Origin of the sequence: Enterobacter sp. BIDMC92 (assembly GCF_001030225.1) — a bacterium.
Lineage (GTDB): Bacteria > Pseudomonadota > Gammaproteobacteria > Enterobacterales > Enterobacteriaceae > Enterobacter > Enterobacter sichuanensis.
Window position 1 is genome coordinate 439747 of sequence record NZ_KQ087598.1, and the last position, 20555, is coordinate 460301.

23 protein-coding genes are annotated in these 20555 nt (G+C 55.6%); 13 read left to right on the forward strand and 10 right to left on the reverse strand.

Annotation, left to right across the window (positions count from 1 at the left end):
• Nucleotides 1-4 precede the first annotated feature (4 nt).
• Genes ulaD through SP99_RS02115 form a run of 3 tightly spaced genes read left to right on the forward strand, consistent with a single transcriptional unit; the run spans nucleotide 5 to nucleotide 2204 of the window.
• Entirely contained in the window at nucleotides 5-655 is a 651-nt protein-coding gene (gene ulaD, locus SP99_RS02105) for a 3-keto-L-gulonate-6-phosphate decarboxylase UlaD (protein ID WP_039265363.1), read from the forward strand.
• A 9-nt stretch (nucleotides 656-664) separates the two neighbouring features.
• Complete coding sequence (locus tag SP99_RS02110) at nucleotides 665-1525, forward strand: L-ribulose-5-phosphate 3-epimerase (protein ID WP_039265362.1); 861 nt, start codon at nucleotides 665-667, stop codon at nucleotides 1523-1525.
• Entirely contained in the window at nucleotides 1518-2204 is a 687-nt protein-coding gene (locus tag SP99_RS02115) for an L-ribulose-5-phosphate 4-epimerase (RefSeq protein WP_047957600.1), read from the forward strand. Before SP99_RS02110 ends, SP99_RS02115 begins: the two co-directional genes overlap by 8 nt.
• A 140-nt stretch (nucleotides 2205-2344) precedes the next feature.
• Here the strand turns inward: SP99_RS02115 and yjfY are convergent, their stop codons facing one another.
• Nucleotides 2345-2620, reverse strand: a complete 276-nt coding sequence (yjfY, locus tag SP99_RS02120; protein ID WP_025758282.1) for a DUF1471 family protein YjfY — start codon at nucleotides 2618-2620, stop codon at nucleotides 2345-2347.
• Between the two features lie 341 nt (nucleotides 2621-2961).
• On the opposite strand from yjfY, the gene rpsF reads away from it, so the two are divergent.
• From rpsF to rplI, 4 genes are read left to right on the forward strand one after another with little or no spacing between them, the layout of a single operon-like run.
• A complete protein-coding gene (gene rpsF / locus SP99_RS02125) occupies nucleotides 2962-3357 on the forward strand; it encodes a 30S ribosomal protein S6 (RefSeq protein ID WP_025758283.1) in 396 nt (131 codons plus the stop codon).
• A 6-nt stretch (nucleotides 3358-3363) separates the two neighbouring features.
• A complete protein-coding gene (priB, locus tag SP99_RS02130; RefSeq protein ID WP_025758284.1) occupies nucleotides 3364-3678 on the forward strand; it encodes a primosomal replication protein N in 315 nt (104 codons plus the stop codon).
• A 4-nt stretch (nucleotides 3679-3682) separates the two neighbouring features.
• Entirely contained in the window at nucleotides 3683-3910 is a 228-nt protein-coding gene (rpsR, locus tag SP99_RS02135) for a 30S ribosomal protein S18 (protein WP_000135199.1), read from the forward strand.
• Nucleotides 3911-3951: 41 nt separating this feature from the next.
• Nucleotides 3952-4401 carry a 50S ribosomal protein L9 gene (gene rplI / locus SP99_RS02140; protein WP_003856039.1) on the forward strand — a complete coding sequence of 150 codons (450 nt, stop codon included), beginning with the start codon at nucleotides 3952-3954 and terminating at the stop codon, nucleotides 4399-4401.
• 68 nt (nucleotides 4402-4469) lie between these two features.
• Here the strand turns inward: rplI and SP99_RS02145 are convergent, their stop codons facing one another.
• A complete protein-coding gene (locus SP99_RS02145) occupies nucleotides 4470-5114 on the reverse strand; it encodes an OapA family protein (RefSeq protein ID WP_047957601.1) in 645 nt (214 codons plus the stop codon).
• Between the two features lie 233 nt (nucleotides 5115-5347).
• Between SP99_RS02145 and fklB the strand changes: the two genes are divergently transcribed.
• On the forward strand, nucleotides 5348-5968 hold the full coding sequence (fklB, locus tag SP99_RS02150) for a BamJ family beta-barrel-assembly machinery protein (RefSeq protein ID WP_008502892.1): 621 nt from the start codon (nucleotides 5348-5350) through the stop codon (nucleotides 5966-5968).
• Between the two features lie 312 nt (nucleotides 5969-6280).
• A complete protein-coding gene (gene cycA, locus SP99_RS02155; RefSeq protein ID WP_047957602.1) occupies nucleotides 6281-7690 on the forward strand; it encodes a D-serine/D-alanine/glycine transporter in 1410 nt (469 codons plus the stop codon).
• 109 nt (nucleotides 7691-7799) lie between these two features.
• On the opposite strand, the gene SP99_RS02160 is transcribed toward cycA, so the two are convergent.
• Together SP99_RS02160 and ytfE are read right to left on the reverse strand one after the other, a co-directional pair.
• A complete protein-coding gene (locus tag SP99_RS02160) occupies nucleotides 7800-8942 on the reverse strand; it encodes an IS481 family transposase (protein WP_047957603.1) in 1143 nt (380 codons plus the stop codon).
• Nucleotides 8943-9076: 134 nt separating this feature from the next.
• Nucleotides 9077-9739 (reverse strand): iron-sulfur cluster repair protein YtfE, encoded by a 663-nt coding sequence (gene ytfE, locus SP99_RS02165; protein WP_047957604.1) that lies wholly within the window; start codon nucleotides 9737-9739, stop codon nucleotides 9077-9079.
• Nucleotides 9740-9983: 244 nt separating this feature from the next.
• Between ytfE and SP99_RS02170 the strand changes: the two genes are divergently transcribed.
• Complete coding sequence (locus SP99_RS02170; protein WP_047957605.1) at nucleotides 9984-11633, forward strand: methyl-accepting chemotaxis protein; 1650 nt, start codon at nucleotides 9984-9986, stop codon at nucleotides 11631-11633.
• 39 nt (nucleotides 11634-11672) lie between these two features.
• On the opposite strand, the gene SP99_RS02175 is transcribed toward SP99_RS02170, so the two are convergent.
• The 3 genes from SP99_RS02175 to SP99_RS02185 all read right to left on the reverse strand — a co-directional run bounded on the left by SP99_RS02175 (nucleotide 11673) and on the right by SP99_RS02185 (nucleotide 14469).
• Nucleotides 11673-12638: a DMT family transporter gene (locus SP99_RS02175; RefSeq protein WP_047957606.1), complete on the reverse strand. Its 966-nt coding sequence runs from the start codon at nucleotides 12636-12638 to the stop codon at nucleotides 11673-11675.
• Between the two features lie 76 nt (nucleotides 12639-12714).
• Nucleotides 12715-13539, reverse strand: a complete 825-nt coding sequence (locus SP99_RS02180) for an AraC family transcriptional regulator (protein WP_047957607.1) — start codon at nucleotides 13537-13539, stop codon at nucleotides 12715-12717.
• Nucleotides 13540-13620: 81 nt separating this feature from the next.
• On the reverse strand, nucleotides 13621-14469 hold the full coding sequence (locus SP99_RS02185) for an SDR family oxidoreductase (protein ID WP_047957608.1): 849 nt from the start codon (nucleotides 14467-14469) through the stop codon (nucleotides 13621-13623).
• An 84-nt stretch (nucleotides 14470-14553) separates the two neighbouring features.
• Here SP99_RS02185 and SP99_RS02190 point away from each other — a divergent pair, with 84 nt between their 5' ends.
• On the forward strand, nucleotides 14554-14940 hold the full coding sequence (locus tag SP99_RS02190) for a winged helix-turn-helix transcriptional regulator (protein ID WP_025758293.1): 387 nt from the start codon (nucleotides 14554-14556) through the stop codon (nucleotides 14938-14940).
• Between the two features lie 68 nt (nucleotides 14941-15008).
• Here SP99_RS02190 and SP99_RS02195 read toward each other — a convergent pair whose 3' ends face one another.
• Nucleotides 15009-16952, reverse strand: coding sequence for a bifunctional 2',3'-cyclic-nucleotide 2'-phosphodiesterase/3'-nucleotidase (locus tag SP99_RS02195; protein ID WP_047957609.1), 1944 nt, complete (start codon nucleotides 16950-16952; stop codon nucleotides 15009-15011).
• Between the two features lie 190 nt (nucleotides 16953-17142).
• Here SP99_RS02195 and cysQ point away from each other — a divergent pair, with 190 nt between their 5' ends.
• Nucleotides 17143-17883: a 3'(2'),5'-bisphosphate nucleotidase CysQ gene (gene cysQ / locus SP99_RS02200; RefSeq protein WP_025758296.1), complete on the forward strand. Its 741-nt coding sequence runs from the start codon at nucleotides 17143-17145 to the stop codon at nucleotides 17881-17883.
• Here the strand turns inward: cysQ and SP99_RS02205 are convergent.
• Complete coding sequence (locus tag SP99_RS02205) at nucleotides 17877-18434, reverse strand: YtfJ family protein (RefSeq protein WP_047957610.1); 558 nt, start codon at nucleotides 18432-18434, stop codon at nucleotides 17877-17879. The genes cysQ and SP99_RS02205 overlap by 7 nt on opposite strands.
• A gap of 324 nt (nucleotides 18435-18758) precedes the next feature.
• Here SP99_RS02205 and SP99_RS02210 point away from each other — a divergent pair, with 324 nt between their 5' ends.
• Nucleotides 18759-18965 carry a DUF1107 domain-containing protein gene (locus SP99_RS02210; RefSeq protein WP_008501430.1) on the forward strand — a complete coding sequence of 69 codons (207 nt, stop codon included), beginning with the start codon at nucleotides 18759-18761 and terminating at the stop codon, nucleotides 18963-18965.
• Nucleotides 18966-19035: 70 nt separating this feature from the next.
• Here SP99_RS02210 and SP99_RS02215 read toward each other — a convergent pair whose 3' ends face one another.
• Nucleotides 19036-20373: a polyamine export protein PaeA gene (locus SP99_RS02215; RefSeq protein WP_025758299.1), complete on the reverse strand. Its 1338-nt coding sequence runs from the start codon at nucleotides 20371-20373 to the stop codon at nucleotides 19036-19038.
• Nucleotides 20374-20555: the final 182 nt, after the last annotated feature.

The following is a 20555-nucleotide window of genomic DNA, read 5'->3' on the forward strand; positions in this document are numbered from 1 at the left end:
GAATATGTCATTACCGATGTTGCAGGTTGCGCTGGATAACCAGACGTTGTCCCACGCTTACGAAACCACCCGTCTGATCGCCGAAGAAGTGGACATCATCGAAGTGGGCACCATTCTGTGCGTAGGCGAGGGCGTTCGCGCCGTTCGCGACCTGAAAGCGCTCTATCCACACAAAATCGTGCTGGCGGATGCCAAAATTGCTGACGCCGGAAAAATTCTCTCCCGCATGTGCTTTGAAGCTAACGCCGACTGGGTCACCGTGATCTGCTGTGCGGATATCAACACCGCGAAAGGTGCGCTGGACGTGGCAAAAGAGTTCAACGGCGATGTGCAGATCGAGCTGACCGGTTTCTGGACCTGGGAGCAGGCACAGGCGTGGCGCGAGGCTGGCATTCAGCAGGTGGTTTATCACCGCAGCCGTGATGCCCAGGCCGCAGGCGTGGCGTGGAGCGATGCGGATATCAATGCGATTAAACGCCTGGCGGATATGGGCTTTAAAGTGACCGTTACCGGTGGTCTGGCGCTGGAAGATCTGCCGCTGTTCAAGGGCATCCCGATTCACGTCTTTATTGCGGGGCGTAGCATTCGTGATGCGGCCTCTCCGGTGGAAGCTGCGCGTCAGTTCAAACGCTCAATCGCTCAGCTTTGGGGCTAAGGAGCGGGTATGTTGTCAAAACAGGTCCCGCTTGGCATCTATGAAAAGGCACTCCCTGCGGGGGAGTGCTGGCTGGAGCGGTTGCAGCTGGCAAAACAGCTGGATTTCGATTTTGTCGAAATGTCAGTGGATGAGACGGACGCGCGTCTCTCTCGCCTCGACTGGAGCCGCGAACAGCGTCTGGCGCTGGTGAGCGCTATCGCGGAAACGGGCGTGCGCGTGCCTTCCATGTGCCTCAGCGCCCACCGTCGTTTTCCGCTTGGCAGCGAAGATGATGCTGTGCGTGCGCAGGGGCTGGCGATCATGCGTAAAGCCATTCGTTTTGCGCAGGATGTTGGCATTCGCGTGATTCAGCTCGCCGGGTATGACGTTTACTACCAGGAAGCCAATGATGAAACGCGCCGTCGTTTTCGTGACGGCCTGAAAGAGAGCGTCGAGATGGCCAGCCGCGCGCAGGTGACGCTGGCGATGGAGATCATGGATTATCCGTTGATGAACTCCATCAGTAAGGCGCTGGGCTACGCGCACTACCTGAACAACCCGTGGTTTCAGCTCTATCCTGATATCGGCAATCTGTCGGCGTGGGATAACGACGTACAAATGGAGCTGCAGGCGGGTATCGGGCATATCGTGGCGGTTCACGTCAAAGATACCCGTCCTGGCGTATTCAAAAATGTTCCGTTCGGCACCGGGGTGGTGGATTTTGAACGGTGCTTCCAGACGCTCAGGCAGACCGGCTACTGCGGACCGTATCTGATTGAGATGTGGAGTGAAACGTCGGACGACCCGGCCGCGGAAGTGGCAAAAGCCCGGGACTGGGTACGCGAGCGCATGGCGCAGGCGGGGTTACTGGAGGCTGAATATGCTTAAGCTCAAACAGCAGGTCTTTGAGGCCAATATGGATCTCCCGCGTTACGGGCTGGTTACGTTCACCTGGGGCAACGTCAGCGCTATCGATCGCGAGAAGGGGCGGGTGGTGATCAAACCGAGTGGCGTAGCGTATGACACCATGACCGTTGACGATATGGTGGTGGTGGATCTCGACGGACAGATTGTGGAGGGAAAATGGCGTCCCTCTTCAGATACGGCCACGCATCTGGCGCTGTACCGACGCTATCCATCACTGGGCGGTGTCGTGCATACCCACTCGACCCATGCCACGGCCTGGGCGCAGGCGGGACTGGCCATTCCGGCGCTGGGTACGACCCATGCGGACTACTTCTTTGGCGACATACCCTGCACCCGAGCGTTAACGCAGGCTGAAGTGGAAGGGGAGTACGAACTCAATACCGGGAAGGTGATTATCGATACGCTGGGTGAAACTGAACCGTTGCATACGCCGGGTATTGTGGTCTATCAGCACGGTCCGTTCGCCTGGGGAAAAGATGCTCACGACGCGGTACATAATGCTGTCGTGATGGAGGAGGTGGCACGCATGGCGTGGATTGCCCGCGGCATCAACCCGCAGCTTCAGGGCATTGATGATTACCTGATGAACAAGCATTTCATGCGAAAGCACGGCCCGAATGCCTATTACGGGCAGAAGTGAATAAGTGCTCTGGAATACCGAAAACAGTTGTAACCGGTGGTATTTCAGAGCCATTCACAAAAAAAAGCCCCCGGGCAGGGGGCAACGTAAACTATGGCTATGTTCTCGTTGTTGGCTTTCCTGGTGCTAGCGTTAAAGCGTTATCGGTAAATATCTGCACTGGCGTGCATATTGCCGTTGCTGCCGGGCTCACGCGTCAGAACGACGTGATAGTAGGTTGCGCCCTGCGCATCGGTTTCTTCATTAAGCGCCTGATCTGCTTCACTTTCAGTGGCGAAATTATGATTAATGTAGATTACGCCCAAGCTTTGCACATCATCCATGTTCCTGGCCTGCCGGCCGTCTATTTTGATGGCTGCCATCGCGTTTGCACTGAGCAAAAGCGCCGCCATAATGGCTAATGCGATTTTTTTCATGATTTGCGCTCCACGACTGCGTGCTGTGAGAGGGGGGATGCTCCTTCTTTAATTCAGGTGATCTCTGATTAAAGTGTAATCACTCATCCGGCGGGGATGCGTGACCATTTCTGATGCAGTTGTTCAAAAAAACACCGCTTCCTGATGCGATTAATTTTAAATCACCCACTTAGACCAGCTTTACGCTTTGTGCGAATTATTTGTGCAATCAGCTTGAGTTTCCGGGGGCGCGCAAGTATTATGACGCGTCAATTTTTCAGCCGACCTTTAACACGTTCCTTGCCTCCCCGGGCCTCGGCTGACCCAGACAGGAGGCTGAATAATCCGTAAGGAGCAATTCGATGCGTCATTACGAAATCGTTTTTATGGTCCATCCTGACCAGAGCGAACAGGTTCCGGGTATGATCGAGCGCTACACTGGTGCAATCACTGCAGCAGCGGGCACGATCCACCGTCTGGAAGACTGGGGCCGCCGTCAGCTGGCTTACCCGATCAACAAACTGCACAAAGCTCACTACGTTCTGATGAACGTTGAAGCGCCGCAGGAAGTGATCGATGAGCTGGAAACTAACTTCCGCTTCAACGATGCCGTTATCCGCAGCATGGTTATGCGTACTAAACACGCAGTTACCGAAGCATCTCCGATGGTTAAAGCGAAAGACGAGCGCCGTGAGCGTCGCGATGATTTCGCAAACGAAACCGCAGATGATTCTGATGCTGGGGATTCTGAAGAGTAATTTCTGATGACCAACCGTCTGGCGTTGTCCGGCATCGTATGCAGGGCTCCCCTTCGAAAGGTCAGTCCATCAGGAATTCCGCATTGCCAGTTCGTGCTTGAGCATCGTTCTGTGCAAGAGGAAGCCGGGTTTCACCGGCAGGCGTGGTGCCAAATGCCCGTTATTGTTAGCGGACACGAAAACCAGGCCATTACTCACAGTTTAACGGTCGGTAGTGCAGTAATCGTTCAGGGGTTCATTTCTTGCCACAAGGCAAAGAACGGTCTGAGCAAAATGGTTCTGCATGCCGAGCAGATTGATTTGATAGATTCTGGAGACTAGCCATATGGCACGTTATTTCCGTCGTCGCAAGTTCTGCCGTTTCACCGCGGAAGGCGTTCAAGAGATCGACTATAAAGATATCGCAACGCTGAAAAACTACATCACCGAAAGCGGTAAGATTGTCCCAAGCCGTATCACCGGTACTCGTGCAAAATATCAGCGTCAGCTGGCTCGCGCTATCAAACGCGCTCGCTACCTGTCCCTGCTGCCGTACACTGATCGTCATCAGTAATCGGGCACGGTCCATTAATACGACTTTAAGAGGATAAGGTAATGCAAGTTATTCTGCTTGATAAAGTAGCAAACCTGGGCAGCCTGGGTGATCAGGTAAACGTTAAAGCGGGCTACGCTCGTAACTTCCTGGTTCCACAGGGTAAAGCTGTTCCAGCTACCAAGAAAAACGTAGAGTTTTTCGAAGCACGTCGCGCTGAACTGGAAGCCAAACTGGCTGACGTTCTGGCGGCTGCTAATGCTCGCGCTGAAGCAATCAACGCACTGGGCACTGTTACCATCGCTTCCAAAGCTGGCGACGAAGGTAAACTGTTCGGTTCCATCGGTACCCGCGATATCGCTGATGCAGTTACTGCAGCAGGCGTTAAAGTGGCTAAGAGCGAAGTTCGTCTGCCGAACGGCGTTCTGCGTACCACTGGTGAGCACGAAGTTGACTTCCAGGTTCACAGCGAAGTGTTCGCTAAACTGGTTGTTAACGTTGTAGCTGAGTAATTTTTTACTCTGCTCACGTTGAAACGCCGGCCTTGCGCCGGCGTTTTGCTTTTTAATGAAACCGGTTTTTAACGCGCCCGGATAAAACTGCCGTCAGGCTGGCGAGTAAACAGCACCTGCTGACCATTGCCGGTATCGATCGTTAATCCTGTCACCACACCGCTGGCATTCTGGCGAATCTGCACCATCTGCCCGTTCTGCAGGTTACTGAGCGGCTTACCCGCGCCTTCCACTTGCGCCATGGCATAGACGTCGGTCGGCGGCAGGTTGTGGTCGCGGAACAGCTGTGCCAGGGTTTTGCCCGGCTCTACGCGATAGGAACGCCACTGCTGTTCAATACCGGTGGGTTGTTGTGCCGGTGGCGCAGACGGGGTGGCGGCCTGCTCCTGCGGCTGTTCATCCTGAATGGGCTCAGGCTCAACCGGCGCGACCTGACCCGGATCGTTCGACGGGGTGACGAGTTGCGTCTGCATGGGTTGTGCGTCAGGCTGCGGTCGCGTTTGCGACTGAATGTCCAGCTGAGCGTTGCGGGTGACGGGCGCGGTATCGACATCATCGCCACCGGAAGGAAGCAGGAAGCCCATGATCATCATCAACGCGCCAATGATGATCCCTCTGCGATGCAGAGGCGGAAGCGGATCCATGATGCGAAAATTGTCCGGCGCCTGCCAGATTTTCGCCAGGGTAGGTTTCAGTTCAAATCGCCCGGGCATGGCACTCCTCCTGCTCCGCGTCTTTTTTATCCTGTGCTCCGAAGTATAGTTTGCTAACTGCCTGAACGACGTAGCAAACCCGACATCCGTGACATCAGTTCGGGATTAATCCTGGTTCTCTCTATTGTTTCTGTTTCGTCGCGGTTTGTCACCTTAACTTCAGACAAAGTTTTACCCATAAGGGCATGGCTGATATGCTGCCCGCTACTTTAAATGTGATGGAAGGAAAACCCATGACCACCCCGACTTTTGACACTATCGAAGCGCAGGCAAGTTACGGTATCGGCTTGCAGGTAGGACAGCAACTGAGCGAATCCGGCCTGGAAGGTCTGTTACCAGAAGCGCTGGTGGCGGGTATCGCTGACGCGCTGGAAGGCAAACAGCCTGCCGTTCCGGTCGATGTCGTACACCGTGCGCTGCGTGAAATCCACGAACGTGCTGACGCCGTGCGTCGTGCGCGCTTTGAAGAGATGGCAGCCGAAGGTGTGAAATATCTCGAAGAGAACCGTGAGCGTGAAGGCGTGAACAGCACCGAGTCCGGTCTGCAGTTCCGCGTGATCAATCAGGGCGACGGCGCAATCCCGGCGCGTACCGACCACGTTCGCGTCCACTACACCGGTAAACTGATCGACGGTACCGTCTTCGACAGCTCCGTCGCGCGCGGCGAACCAGCTGAGTTCCCGGTGAACGGCGTTATCGCGGGCTGGATCGAAGCGCTGACCCTGATGCCAGTCGGTTCCAAATGGGAACTGACTATCCCGCATAACCTGGCTTACGGTGAACGTGGCGCTGGCGCGTCCATTCCGCCATTCAGCACCCTGGTATTTGAAGTCGAGCTGCTGGAAATTCTGTAATCGACTTTTCTTATTTCCTCTCCCCGGTTGGGGAGGGGAAAATAGTGTTAAAACCTATAGTTACGACGTAATCAATATTTTATCTTGCAAACGAAACTGTTGCGTGTATTTTTGTGAGCTGTTTCGCGCTGTATGAGTGATATGACACTCACTTTCAACATATTGTTAACATAATATCTAAATCATAGTGTTCATCCCGCCGATTCTTACCTAATATCGATTAGCCCTTACACGGGGAACGTCATCTTTTGACGTATTTAAAGGCCAGAAGAGCCTTAACAACACAGACAGGCATAAACAGGAAAATATCACATGGTAGATCAGGTCAAAGTCGTCGCCGACGAAGAGGCGTCGTCTGAACAGTCGCTACGGCGCAATCTCACAAACCGTCATATTCAGCTTATTGCCATTGGGGGTGCCATCGGTACCGGGCTGTTTATGGGGTCAGGCAAAACCATCAGTCTCGCCGGACCGTCAATCATATTTGTGTATATGATTATCGGTTTTATGCTGTTCTTCGTGATGCGTGCAATGGGTGAATTGCTGCTCTCGAACCTCGAATACAAATCCTTCAGCGACTTTGCTTCTGACCTGCTCGGGCCGTGGGCAGGCTATTTCACGGGCTGGACCTACTGGTTCTGCTGGGTTGTGACGGGTATGGCGGATGTCGTGGCGATCACGGCTTACGCGCAGTTCTGGTTCCCGGGACTGTCGGACTGGGTGGCCTCGCTGGCAGTCATTGTGCTGCTGCTGAGCCTCAACCTTGCCACCGTTAAAATGTTCGGTGAGATGGAGTTCTGGTTCGCGATGATCAAGATCGTGGCGATTGTCGGACTCATCGTGGTGGGTCTGGTGATGGTGCTGACGCACTTCCAGTCTCCAACCGGTGTTCAGGCATCGTTCACCCATCTGTGGAATGATGGGGGCTGGTTCCCGAAAGGCATCAGTGGCTTCTTTGCGGGCTTCCAGATCGCGGTGTTCGCCTTTGTGGGGATTGAGCTTGTCGGTACGACTGCTGCGGAAACCAAAGATCCGGAAAAATCACTGCCGCGCGCAATTAACTCCATTCCGGTGCGTATCATCATGTTCTACGTCTTCGCGCTGATCATCATTATGTCTGTGACGCCGTGGAGTTCAGTGGTGCCAAGCAAGAGCCCGTTCGTTGAGCTGTTCGTGCTGGTGGGTCTGCCTGCTGCCGCGAGCCTGATTAACTTCGTGGTGCTGACTTCTGCGGCCTCGTCGGCCAACAGCGGCGTGTTCTCTACCAGCCGTATGCTGTTTGGTCTGGCGCAGGAAGGCGTGGCGCCGAGCGCGTTTGCCAAGCTCTCTAAGCGTGCGGTACCGGCGAAAGGGCTGACCTTCTCGTGCATGTGCCTGCTGGGTGGCGTGGTAATGCTCTATGTGAACCCAAGCGTGATTGGCGCGTTTACCATGATCACCACGGTCTCTGCGATCCTGTTCATGTTCGTCTGGACCATCATCCTGTGTTCATACCTGGTGTACCGCAAGCAGCGTCCACACCTGCATGAAAAATCAATTTACAAAATGCCGCTGGGCAAGCTGATGTGCTGGGTGTGCATGGCGTTCTTCGTGTTCGTACTGGTTCTGCTGACGCTGGAAGATGATACCCGTCAGGCACTGATCGTCACGCCGCTGTGGTTTATCGCGCTGGGGCTGGGCTGGATGTTTATCGGTAAGAAACGGATGGCAGGCGTACGGTAAAAGCAAAACGGCAACTTCGGTTGCCGTTTTTAGTTTTTGCACCCTCTCCCCGTGGGTGTACGGTCCGGGGACATGGTAGACAGGTGTTCGGGGACATGGTGAACACTTTTTAACATCCTTTACCCATGGTGATCGACTTTTTCTTCAGGTCGATCACCCCCACTTTCGTGCTGTACCACCACACTTCATAGCAGCCATCCTCCTGCGTCTCCTTCAGTCCGACCCGCTCTCCCCTGAACGCTTTACCCGCGCTCAGACTTACCCCTTTCACGCTCAGCTTTCCGCTGATATCCACTTTCCTGACCATCACGCCCTCGTCGTATTCCGGGGGCGTTGTGTTGCCGCTGTACCGTCGCGATGACGGCTGATACCGCGAGCCCGGTACCGCCATATCCAGCGCCTCATGCGGGCGTTCAAGGTTATAGACCGTCCGCCAGTGGTCGAAGGCGCGCTGCAGTTCACCGCTGTCCGCGAACCACTTCCCCTGCAGCACTTCCGCCTTCAGGCTGCGGTGAAAACGCTCCAGCTTGCCCTGCGTCTGCGGATGATACGGCCGGGAGTGCCCCACCCGGATACCCTGGCGCATCAGCCACAGCTCCAGCGCCGTCCAGGTGCCGGTGGTGTCTCCCCACGGTGAGCCGTTATCCATCGTCATCCTGTCCGGCAGGCCGTAGCGTTCAAACACGCTGACCAGCTGCTGCTGCACGGTCTCACAACGTTCATCGTTACAGTGCACCAGGCACAGGGAAAAACGGGAGTGGTCGTCCAGCAAAGTGAGCGGATGGCAGCGGCCACCGCCAAAGGGAAAGTGACCCTTAAAATCCATCTGCCAGAGCCGGTTGGGCGCGTCATGTTCGAACCGTCCCGTGGCGGGAATGCCCGGTGAAGTGCCCGGCAGCAGGCCGTGACGGGCCATCAGGGTATGAACGGTGCTGAAGGCGGGCATGGTGTGCCCCTGGTCTTCCAGCCAGCGTTTAATCTTGCGGGCTCCCCAGCGTTGATGACGGTCATGGGCCATGCGCAGCAGGGCAGTGATGTCGTCAGATGAGCGGTTCGGGGAATGGTGCGGTATGCGCGGGCGGTCCTGAAGGCCGGAGGCCCCTTCCTCCGTCCAGCGACGAAGCCACTTGTAGCCGGTGGCAGGTGAAATGCCGAAGCGACGGCAGAGGGAACGGATATTCGCCCCGTCCTGCGAGGCGAACAAAACAAACTCGGTACGTAATGACATGGTATCTCTCGCATCCCAGGGCATAAGCGACTCCATAAACGGGTTCTTATGCCTTAGTTGTAAGTGTCTACCATGTCCCCGAACAAGCGTTCACTATGTCCCCGGACCGTACAGTGGGAGAGGGCCGGGGTGAGGGCATCAGGCCGCACCGGGCTTTTTTATTCCCCCGCTAATGCCCGCGGGAACAGAACGTTATTCTCCAGACTGATATGCTCCATCAGGTCATCGATCATCTCGTTAATGCCGTTATACATCGCTTTCCACGTTGTGCACGCTTCCGGTGGCGGGGTGACGTTGTGGGTGGTGTGTTTGATCACTTCCAGCAGTTCACCCGCGTCATCGTGCTCGCTTTCCATCACGCTGATAGGCCCCATCGCCTGGCTTCCCATTCCTTGCTTAATCATCGGGAAGAGGATCTGCTCTTCTTTCATCATGTGGCTGGAGAGCTCTTCGTGAAGCTGGGTCAGGTATTTCGCCAGACCGCGCGGTACGGAAGGTTTGTCGGCATGAACGCGTTCCACTTTGGTCGCCTGCAGGATCAGTTCCGGCAGTTGTTCACGGTGGCGGTCATGGTAACGTTTGATGATATGGTCAATGATTTCCGCAAGCGGGGCGGCTCGCCAGTCCTTGTCGACAGGCTGCTCGGCCAGACGTGCCAGCTCTGCTTCAATCACCTCAACGTCCAGCGCCTTGCGCGAAGCCGCACGTGCCAGGGTTTGCTTACCGCCGCAGCAGTAATCCATATCGTATTTACGGAACAGCGCAGAAGCGCGAGGAATGGAGAGCGCCAGCTCGCCAAGGGGTTGGTCGCGAAAGGCCATAGCAGTTACCTCGTCATCAATAATATAAATTGCATGTTAAATGCATCTTTATGGTGATGCTATAACCCTTAGGAGGGAAGGGTATAAATGCGATGCAGATCACAAAAAAATAGCTCTTTTAACTCCCTGAATGGGCTCGGGAAAATCCTTTAGAAACTTTTTAAAAGTGGAGAAACAGTAAACAACCCGCCGCCCCTGCCGATAGATCCACGTCAGACAAACCTGCATATAACAAAGGCAACGCATGTTTAAACGTATAAAAGTCATTACCCTTCTCATTTCGGTGCTGCTTGTGCTCGGCATCATGCAAGTGATTTCTGCCGGTATCTTTATCAACGCGCTGAATAACGATAAAGACAACTTCACCGTGTCGCAGCTTTCCAGCAAAAATGTGGCGGAGTTTACCGACGCGTGGATCAGCCTGAACCAGGCGCGCGTCACCCTGAACCGCGGGATGCTGCGCCTGCAAAGCAGCATGGCCTCGCAGATTAACGGCGGGCAGTTAAATGAGCTGGTGAACACGGCGAAAAACCTGCTGGCGGAAGCGCAGGTCCATTACGATAAATATTATGCCTTGCCGAATACCCCGGGGCTGGATGAAAACCTGGCGAACAGGCTTGAAGAGCAGTACCGCATATACTCCGCGACGCTGACGCAAATGAACGTTCTGCTGAGCCAGGGCAATCTGGAAGATATGTTTAAGCAGAATGCGGAGCAAAAACAAAACGCGATGCAGACGGTTTATCGTGAATGGCGTGAAGCGCAGGCCGCGCTGACAGATAAAGGCATTCAGGATAATGAAAGTGATTACAAGCGCATCCTGTGGATCCTCTCTGCGGTGATGTTGCTGGTGATTGTGGTGATTATTTCCAGCTGGGTAGCCATGCGCCGCGTACTGCTGCTGCCGCTGGAAGAGGTCATCAACCATATCCGTGCCATTGCGGCAGGGGATTTGACCCAGCCGATTCAGGCAGACGGTAACAATGAAATGGCGATCCTGGCGCGCAACGTGCAGGAGATGCAAACCTCGCTGGCGAACACCGTGGGCGTGGTGCGAGAAGGGGCCGATACCATTTACACTGGTGCCGGTGAAATTTCTGCCGGCAGTAACGATCTCTCTTCCCGTACCGAACAGCAGGCTGCTTCCCTGGAAGAGACGGCAGCCAGCATGGAACAGCTGACGGCAACCGTGAAGCAGAACGCCGATAACGCGCGTCAGGCTTCCCGTCTGGCGCTGGATGCCTCTTCAACGGCGAAGAAGGGCGGAAACGTGGTCGAAGGCGTTGTGCGTACAATGGAAGAGATCGCCACCAGCTCCAGTAAAATCGCGCAAATTACTAACGTGATCGACGGTATTGCCTTCCAGACTAATATCCTGGCGCTTAACGCGGCGGTGGAAGCGGCGCGAGCAGGTGAGCAGGGGCGTGGCTTTGCGGTGGTGGCCGGTGAAGTGCGTACCCTGGCTCAGCGCAGCGCCCAGGCGGCGAAAGAGATCAAAGCGCTGATCGATGATTCCGGCGAGCGCGTAAACGCCGGCTCGCAGCTGGTTAATGAAGCCGGAGCCACGATGGCTGAGATCGTTAATGCGGTCACCCGCGTGACCGACATCATGGGAGAAATTGCCTCGGCTTCTGACGAGCAGAGCCGCGGTATCGACCAGGTGGGCCAGGCGGTAGCCGAGATGGACCGCGTGACCCAGCAGAACGCCTCGCTGGTGGAAGAGTCTGCGGCCGCGGCTGCCGCGCTGGAAGACCAGGCTGCTCGTCTGAACGATGCGGTGGCGGTGTTTAAAATCATCCGCAACCAGGCGGTCAAAACGGCACCGGTAAAAACCTACGTGCCTAAAGCGCAGCCCGTCGCGGCTGCGTCTGAAGCGAACTGGGAAACGTTTTAATATCATGCCGGGTAAGGCGTAGCCGCCACCCGGCAAAAATCACATCTCCGACGCCGGAACAACCCTCGGTTTTTCCGGCTTCGCTTTAACGGCCATCACCACCCCCACTACCAGCAACGCGATCCCGCAGGCCGTTAACAGCGGCGGCACGCTCTGGCGCATCAGGAAGGTATACAGCAGCCCGGCCAGGGTTTCGAAGACAATCAGCGGCCCTAAGATCACCGTCGGCAGCTTCTGGCTGGCAATGTTCCAGCACAGCGCGCCCACCCAGGAGCAGAGCACGGCAATGGCAATCATCAGCCCGACAAAGACCCACGGTCGCGGACCGAAGGGCTGGGTGAAGTCCGGCTGTTGATGGCTTAACCAGATACACGCCCCAACATATCCTACCAGTGAGACCGGCAGCGTCACCAGCGCCTGTGCTGTTGCCCACATCATTGGATGTTTATCCGGGTTCTCCCGCAGCCAGCGCGCATTGCGCAGGGCATACCAGGCCCAGCATGCGACAGAAATAAACGCCAGGCCGATCCCCGAGCCGTAACGCCAGAGGCTGAAGTCCACCCGCCCATGACGCAGTTCGGCAATATTGACGCATACCAGACCCACGGCGGTGCAGATCAGCGCTGGCGCCATTTTTGACCACGCCAGTTTGCCATCACGCTGGCTGTAGAGCAGGTTCGCAAAGACGGGGATGACGACCGGCAGCGTGCCAATAATCATGGTCGACACCGGTGCGCCGGTACGCTGAATGGCGCTGGCGAGGCACACGTAATAGATAAGATTACCCATCATGGTCAGCGCCAGCGCGGTGCCCCAGTCCTGACGGCTAAGCTGACGCAAGCGCGCGCGTCCCAGCCACGCCAGGGGGAGGGCAATCAGCCCCAGCGCCAGATAACGTCCTGTCGACTGCAGCAGTGCCGGGTATTCGGGCACGATCAGCGGACCGACAAAAATCAGCCCCCACATCATCCCGGCCAGCAGGGCATACAACACACCACTAATCATTTTTCCATCCACATTGATTCACGTTGCGATCAGTGTAGGCGGGGCAAAGGGGGGGCGTATTGTATGAGATTGCGCATTAGCGCCGGGCGACCTGCTTCTGATAGCGCACGGGGGTAATACCGTAGCGGCGGGTAAACGCGCGGGTTAAATGCGACTGGTCGGTCAGCCCGGTTGCGGCGGCGACTTCTGCTGCGGGCATGCCGTGCGTGAGGAACGCCTTGGCGCGCCACAGGCGGATGGCCATCAGCATCTGATGCGGCGTCACATGAAAATGGGCTTTGAACTGGCGCTGGAAATGGTACGGGCTCAGCGAGACCACGCTGGCCAGCTCGTCCAGCGTCAGGGCGTGCATATAGTTATCGTGCAGATACTCACGCACCCGTTCGAACCGGTGTGCCCCTTCGTGAATAACCGGCGCGTGGTGGGCTAACGGCTGGAAGGTCTCAATCAGATCCAGCAGCAGCCCTTTTTGCGCCAGCGGGTCGTCCGTGTGCCACAAACCATAAATGAGTCTGCCGATTTGCTGCGAGCGCAGCGGGTCATAACGGGTTACATCGCTAAACCACCAGTGCCGGAGGCCGGTAACCTCTTCCAGCAGGTCGGGGTCGATGTACACCATCCGGTAGCGCCAGCCGTCTTCGGTGGCGGATTCACCTGTATGGATCTCGTCCGGGTTCATGGTCACAACGGATTTTTCAGGGGCGAGATGCTGGGTGCCGCGATAGCGAAAACGCTCGGCACCGGTTTCAATGGTGCCGATTCCGAAGGCTTCGTGAGTGTGAGGCTCAAAGGCATAGCGGGAAATATGCGCGTGATAGAGTTCGATGCCCGGCACCTGTGCCAGATGGCGAAAGCGCGCGTGGTCTCTCTCATCAATGAACTGTTCCGGTACGCCTTGCACGGGGAGCCTCCTCATGGGTCATCTCTCCATTATCAAAGATGACCCGAGGGGATGCCACAAAAAATAACCAGTTCTTAACAATTACAGGATGGCTTTGACGCTCTCTGCCAGCGGCGTGGTCGGGCGGCCGATCAGTTTACTCAGGGTACGGCTGTCGTCGAACAGGCCGCCTTTCGACGCGCCCACATCGGAGTCCGCCAGCATATCCGCCAGCCCTGCCGGCAGACCAACCCCCTTCAGCGCGGCGGCAAAATCCGCCTCACTGAGGTTCTGATAGGTGACCGGCTTCCCGCTCTGTTTGCTGAGCTCAGCCGCCAGTTCGCTCAGCGTCCAGCCGTGGTCGCCCGCCAGTTCGTAGACCTTGCCCACATGACCCTCTTCAGCAATCACTTTGGCCGCCGCCGCGGCATAGTCTGCACGGGTGGCAGAGGCAATCTTGCCGTCACCGGCTGCACCAATAAAGACGCCATGCTCCAGCGCAGGCGGCGCGCTTGCCAGATAGTTTTCGGTATACCAGCCGTTGCGCAGCAGGGCATAAGGAATGCCGGACGCCGCCAGCGCGTTTTCCGTGGCAACGTGCTCAACGTGCAGGCCCAGCGGAGAGGTATCCGCATGCAACAGGCTGGTGTAGGCGATAAATTTCACGCCAGCGGCTTTGGCGGCGTTAATCACGTTCTGGTGCTGTGTCGCGCGCTGGCCGACTTCGCTGGACGAGATCAGCAGCAGCTTATCCACGCCATTCAGCGCAGCGGTGAAGGCGGCTTCGTCGGTGTAGTCAGCCTGACGCACCACAATCCCCTGCTGGCTCAAGGCTTGCGCTTTCGCCGGGTTACGTACGATGGCCACAATCTGGCCGGCCGGGACGGTTTTTAGCAGCTGTTCGATAACAAGATGGCCAAGCTGGCCGGTAGCGCCGGTAATCGCGATCATGATGAATCTCCTTCGTGTTTGTCTGGTGTTGTGGCACACTAGCACCATAGCTAACTTTTAGTAAGTACGTACAAAAAGGTAAGTATGAAAACAACGATCCCGACGCTCAGCGAACAAATGCGCGATGGCAATCTCTTCGCGGAACAGTGTCCTTCCCGGGAGGTGCTCAAACACGTGACCAGCCGCTGGGGGGTACTGATTCTGCTGGCCCTGCGCGAGGGAACGCACCGCTTTAGCGATCTGCGCCGTAAAATGGGCGGCGTAAGCGAAAAGATGCTGTCCCAGTCACTCCAGGCGCTGGAGATGGACGGGTTTGTCGATCGCGTGTCGTATCCGGTTGTGCCGCCGCACGTAGAGTATAGCCTGACGCCGCTTGGCGTAGAGGTGAGCGAGAAAGTCGCCGCGCTGGCGGACTGGATCGAGGTGAATACGCCGAAGGTGATGGCGAATCGGGACGAGCGTGCGGCGTAAAAGGCGGGAATGTGCGGCCTGATGCCCTCACCCTAACCCTCTCCCACAGGGAGAGGGAAGTTTTTCTTTTACTTGCTCAGGTCAAGCTGATAAATGGCGAACCCAATATCATCCGTCGCCACTTTTTTCATCGGATACTGCGCCTTATCCTTAATAAACGCGGCTGCCTTATCCGACGGTGAGGTTTCAACGCGGATGTCCAGCGGCGTCGCGCTGTGGATCGGCGCCAGACGCCAGTTGTTATCCACCGCCGGGTGAATTTCTCCACGCTTTTTCGACTCCGCGCCGATCCAGGCGGCAAGCACCGCGCGGTTTTCGTCCGGCGAGGCAAAGGCGATGTGGCTATCCCCCGTACCGGCAAACTTGCCGCCGTAGGCGCGATAGTTATTGGTCACCACCAGGAAGGTGGCTTTGGGATCAATGGCTTTGCCGTTGAAGGTCAGGTTTTTGATGCGCTCTGCCTGCGGGTTAATTGCCTGACACTCGCCGTCATATTTCGCCGGTTGGGTCACGTCAATCTGGTAGTTCACGCCGTCGATCACGTCGAAGTTGTAGGTGCGGAAACCGTCCCAGTTAATCAGCGACTGCGGCTTGCTGCTTTGCGGGTCAATCTGGTTAAACTGCCCGGCGGAGCACTCCAGCCACTCTTTTACCTCCTGACCGGTCGCTTTTACCACCACCAGGGTGTTCGGGTAGAGATAGAGATCGGCGGCGTTACGGAAGGTCAACTGGCCCTTTTCGACCTCCACATAGCTTGCTGGGTCGTTCTTACGCCCGCCCACTTTGAACGGTGCCGCGGCGGACAGAACCGGCAGTTTCGCCAGATCCGGATCGCCCTGAATAAAGTGCTCGGCATAGGCTTTCTGCGCCATGTTGACCACCTGGACGGTCGGGTCATCCTGCACCAGCGCCAGGAAGCTGTACATATTGTCGGCGGATTTGCCGATCGGTTTGCTGACAAATTCACGGGTGGCGTCGTGATCGTGCTTCAGCACGTCGACCAGCTTTTTATCTTCCGCCGCCAGTGATTTTTTCGCTGCCGCGTCGTAAATCGGGCGCGCTTCAGCTTTTGACTGCGTGACCTTCCAGCTGCCGCCGTCGTTATTCAGCACCAGATCCACCACGCCGAGATGGTCGCCCCACATGCCTGGCATCACCGATGGCACGCCGTTGAGCGTCCCTTTCTCGATGTCCGCTCCTTTGATGCTGGCAAAATCGTTGCCCGGGAAGACCGCGTGAGCGTGGCCGAAGAGGATCGCGTCGACGCCCGGAACTTCACTCAGGTAGTACACGGAGTTTTCTGCCATGGCCTGGTACGGATCGGCCGAGAGGCCGGAATGGGCGACCACGACAACCAAATCCGCCCCTTTCTCGCGCATCTCCGGCACGTATTTACGCGCGGTCTCGGTAATGTCGTTAACGGTGACTTTGCCGCTGAGGTTTGCCTTATCCCACGTCATGATTTGCGGCGGCACAAAACCGATGTAGCCGATTTTTAGCGTCTGCTTGTTACCGTCCTGGTCGACCACCTCTGTCTCTTTAATCAGGTAAGGGGTAAAGAGCGGCTTTTGGGTCTTAACGTCGATGATATTGGCGTTAACGTACGGGAATTTGGCCCCTGCCAGCGCATCACGCAGGTATTTCAGGCCGTAGTTGAATTCGTGGTTGCCGAGGTTGCCGACGGTGTAGTCCAGCGTGTTCATCGCTTTATACACAGGGTGGATCTCGCCTTTTTTCAGTCCCTTCGCCGCCATGTAATCGCCGAGCGGGCTGCCCTGAATGAGATCGCCGTTGTCGACCAGCACGCTGTTTTTCACTTCACCGCGCGCGTCGTTGATCAAACTTGCCGTACGTACCAGACCGAATTTTTCCGTCGGGGTATCTTTGTAGTAATCGAAGTCCATCATGTTGCTGTGCAGGTCGGTCGTTTCCAGAATACGTAGATCAACCGTCGCCGCCTGCACGCTCGCTGCAATCAGCGTCGCCAGGAGCGTTGCGCTAAACTTAATCATCAGAGGAGTCCTTTTTTCGATCCAGGCCACAAAAGAGTATGTATCTATAACGTGTTGCTTACAGAAATGTGAATCCTGACAGAAAAATGTCACCTGAAACCGGAATTGCTTCACAGATAGCGGAATTGTTCACATTACGATATAACTAAAACAAAGAGTTAACCTCACTGCGTTAACAAAGAGGTGGAAAATGCTAGATAAGATTTGTCAGCTCGCACGGGATGCGGGGGAAGCCATCATGCAGGTGTATGACGGTAGTAAACCCATGGAGGTTGTCAGCAAAGCGGATGACTCTCCGGTCACGGCAGCGGATATCGCGGCGCATAAGGTGATCCTGCAGGGTTTACAGGCCTTAACGCCGGACATCCCTGTGCTCTCTGAAGAAGCGCCGCAAAGCTGGGAAGAGCGCCAGCACTGGCAGCGTTACTGGCTGGTAGACCCGCTGGACGGGACGAAAGAGTTCATCAAGCGCAACGGTGAGTTCACCGTCAACATTGCCCTGATTGAGAAAGGCAAAGCGGTGCTGGGCGTGGTCTACGCGCCGGTGTTGAAAGTGATGTACAGCGCCGCAGACGGGAAGGCCTGGAAGGAAGAGTGCGGCGTACGTAAGCAGATCCAGGTGCGCGATGCGCGTCCACCGCTGGTGGTGATTAGCCGCTCGCACAGCGACAGCGAGCTGCAGGAGTATCTGCAACAGCTGGGTGAACACCAGACCACCTCGATTGGCTCATCGCTGAAATTCTGCCTGGTGGCGGAGGGGCATGCGCAGCTGTACCCACGCTTTGGGCCAACCAACATCTGGGATACCGCGGCCGGGCATGCCGTGGCCGCGGCTGCCGGGGCGCATGTTCATGACTGGCAGGGCAAACCGCTGGACTATACCCCACGCGAATCGTTCCTCAACCCCGGCTTCCGCGTCTCTATTTATTGAGTCAGCAGCTTATGCAGCAGGTCGACAACCTGCTGCACCTCTTCCTGGGTCAATGCCCCGTCTTTTACCCACTCTACGCGGCCCTCTTTATCCAGCACGATAATCGCAGAGCTCTCTTCCTCAAGCTGCCATGCCTTACGCGTCACGCCGTTGCTGTCGACGATAAACTGCGACCACGGGTAGAGCTTTTTATTGCTCTCAAGGCTTGAACGCACAAACATCCCGGAGCCTGGAATGGCGTCATCGGTATTCACAATGGTGGTGGTCTGGTAGCGGTCATGAGGGAATTTTGCGGCTTTGATCGCTTCCACGAGGTTGGCATTTTTCTCTTTTGCAGATGTACGACCGGCAATATGTTGTACAACTCTCACTTTGCCCGCGAGCTGCGCGCTATTCCAGGGTTTATAGCTAAACTTATCATTGTCGAGAATCAATTCTCCCCGGTCAGCAATGCCGACTGGCGGTACACGTTGTCCTTTTTCAATGTTGTGAGCGCAAGCCCACAGAGGCAGCAGCAGGCAAGCTGCGGCAAGGATAGTACGTAGGGTCATGGCGTTTCCTTATTGTTTGCAGGTGATCCGACCACTTGGTCATGCGCTTTTAATGATAAGTGCGATCAATGTGGTTTTCCCGCAATCGCGATGCCAGTTTGCGGGTCAACGCACATATCCACGAAAAAACGACGGCTTATACTGCCCTCAGTGGCGGTTTGCAAAGATTATTCTGAATAATTGTAATCAAACGGTAAATAAACTTATGCACACTGGGTAACAACGTAGTTCTGGTCTATAGTCATTGGGCATTAAAATTTGCGCTCAGGACAGTCGGGCCGATTGTGGCACCGCAAGAGCGTATGATTCGCAGGAGATACAAGAATGAAAATTTTCCAACGCTACAACCCGCTTCAGGTGGCGAAGTACGTGAAGATCCTGTTCCGTGGACGGTTGTATATCAAGGATGTTGGCGCTTTTGAGTTTGATAAGGGCAAGATCCTTGTCCCAAAAGTGAAGGACAAACAGCACCTGTCTGTGATGTCCGAAGTCAACCGTCAGGTTATGCGTCTGCAAACTGAGATGGCTTAACCAACGTGCTATGCAGTAGTTAAACAAACGGCTCCCGATGGGAGCCGTTGATGTTTCTGGGGCAGGAACCTTACGCCGACACCTTCTCTTCCGCATCTGGCAACTTCGGTACCAGCACGGTCGGTTTGTTATCGATACGCGTCACCAGCAGCTGGTCGATGCGGTAGTTATCAATATCCACCACCTCAAACTTGTAGCCGGAGAACTTCACCGAGTCGGTACGTTTTGGGATTTTACGCAGCATAAACATCATAAAGCCGCCGATGGTCTCGTAATTTCCGGACTGCGGGAACTCGTCGATATCCAGCACGCGCATCACGTCTTCAATCGGTGTGCCGCCATCAATCAGCCATGAGTTATCGTCACGCTGAACAATCTGCTCTTCCAGCCCCTGGCCAACCAGGTCGCCCATCAGGGTGGTCATGACGTCGTTGAGGGTAATGATACCCACCACCAGAGCGTATTCATTCATGATCACCGCGAAGTCTTCCCCGGCGGTTTTAAAGCTTTCCAGCGCTTCTGAAAGCGTCAGGGTGTCCGGCACAATCAGGGTATTGCGGATCTGCACGCCGCTGTTGAGCGCCAGGCTCTGGTTCGCCAGCACGCGGTTCAGCAGATCTTTCGAGTCGACGTAACCGATGATGTGGTCGATGTCTTCATTACAGACCAGGAACTTAGAGTGCGGATGTTGCGCCACTTTGTTTTTCAGACTCTGCTCATCTTCATGTAAATCGAACCAGATAATGCTTTCACGGCCCGTCATGGAAGAGGGGACGGTACGGGATTCCAGTTCGAATACGTTCTCAATCAGCTCGTGCTCCTGCTTACGCAGCACCCCGGCCAGCGCACCGGCTTCCACGACCGCATAAATGTCGTCAGAGGTGATGTCGTCTTTACGTACCATTGGCAGTTTAAAGATGCGGAAAATCACGTTCGCCAGGCCGTTGAAGAACCACACCAGCGGACGAAACACGTACAGACAGAAGCGCATCGGGTTGATGATACGCAAAGCTACAGCTTCTGGCGCAATCATACCGATGCGTTTCGGGGTCAGGTCAGCGAAGAGGATGAACAGCCCGGTCACCAGCGAGAAGGAGAGAATAAAGCTCAGCTGCTCGGCCAGTTCGGCGGACATGTACTGCACAAAGAGGCTATAAAATGCCGGGGAAAACGCCGCATCGCCCACGATACCGCCCAGGATGGCGACCGCGTTCAGGCCAATTTGCACCACGGTGAAGAACGTACCGGGGTTCTCCTGCATTTTGAGAATGCGGGAGGCGTTGATATTGCCTTCGTCAGCAAGCAGCTTCAGTTTGATTTTACGGGACGCGGCCAGCGAGATCTCCGATATCGAGAAAAATGCACTGACGGCAATAAGACAAAGTATTACTAAAATACTGTTTAACATAGTTTATCCGGCTTCTCGCCAGATCCTCAGAAGGGGAGTTGATACCATTTGTGTGGAAACACATTGAACGTCAGCTCGTAGCGTTGAGCCGATTATTTCAGCGGGTAGTATAGCGTAAAGAGATGTAAATCTGCCAGAGGTCACATTTTGGCGTTAGTGCACCGCTGCGTGTTGGGTTTGGA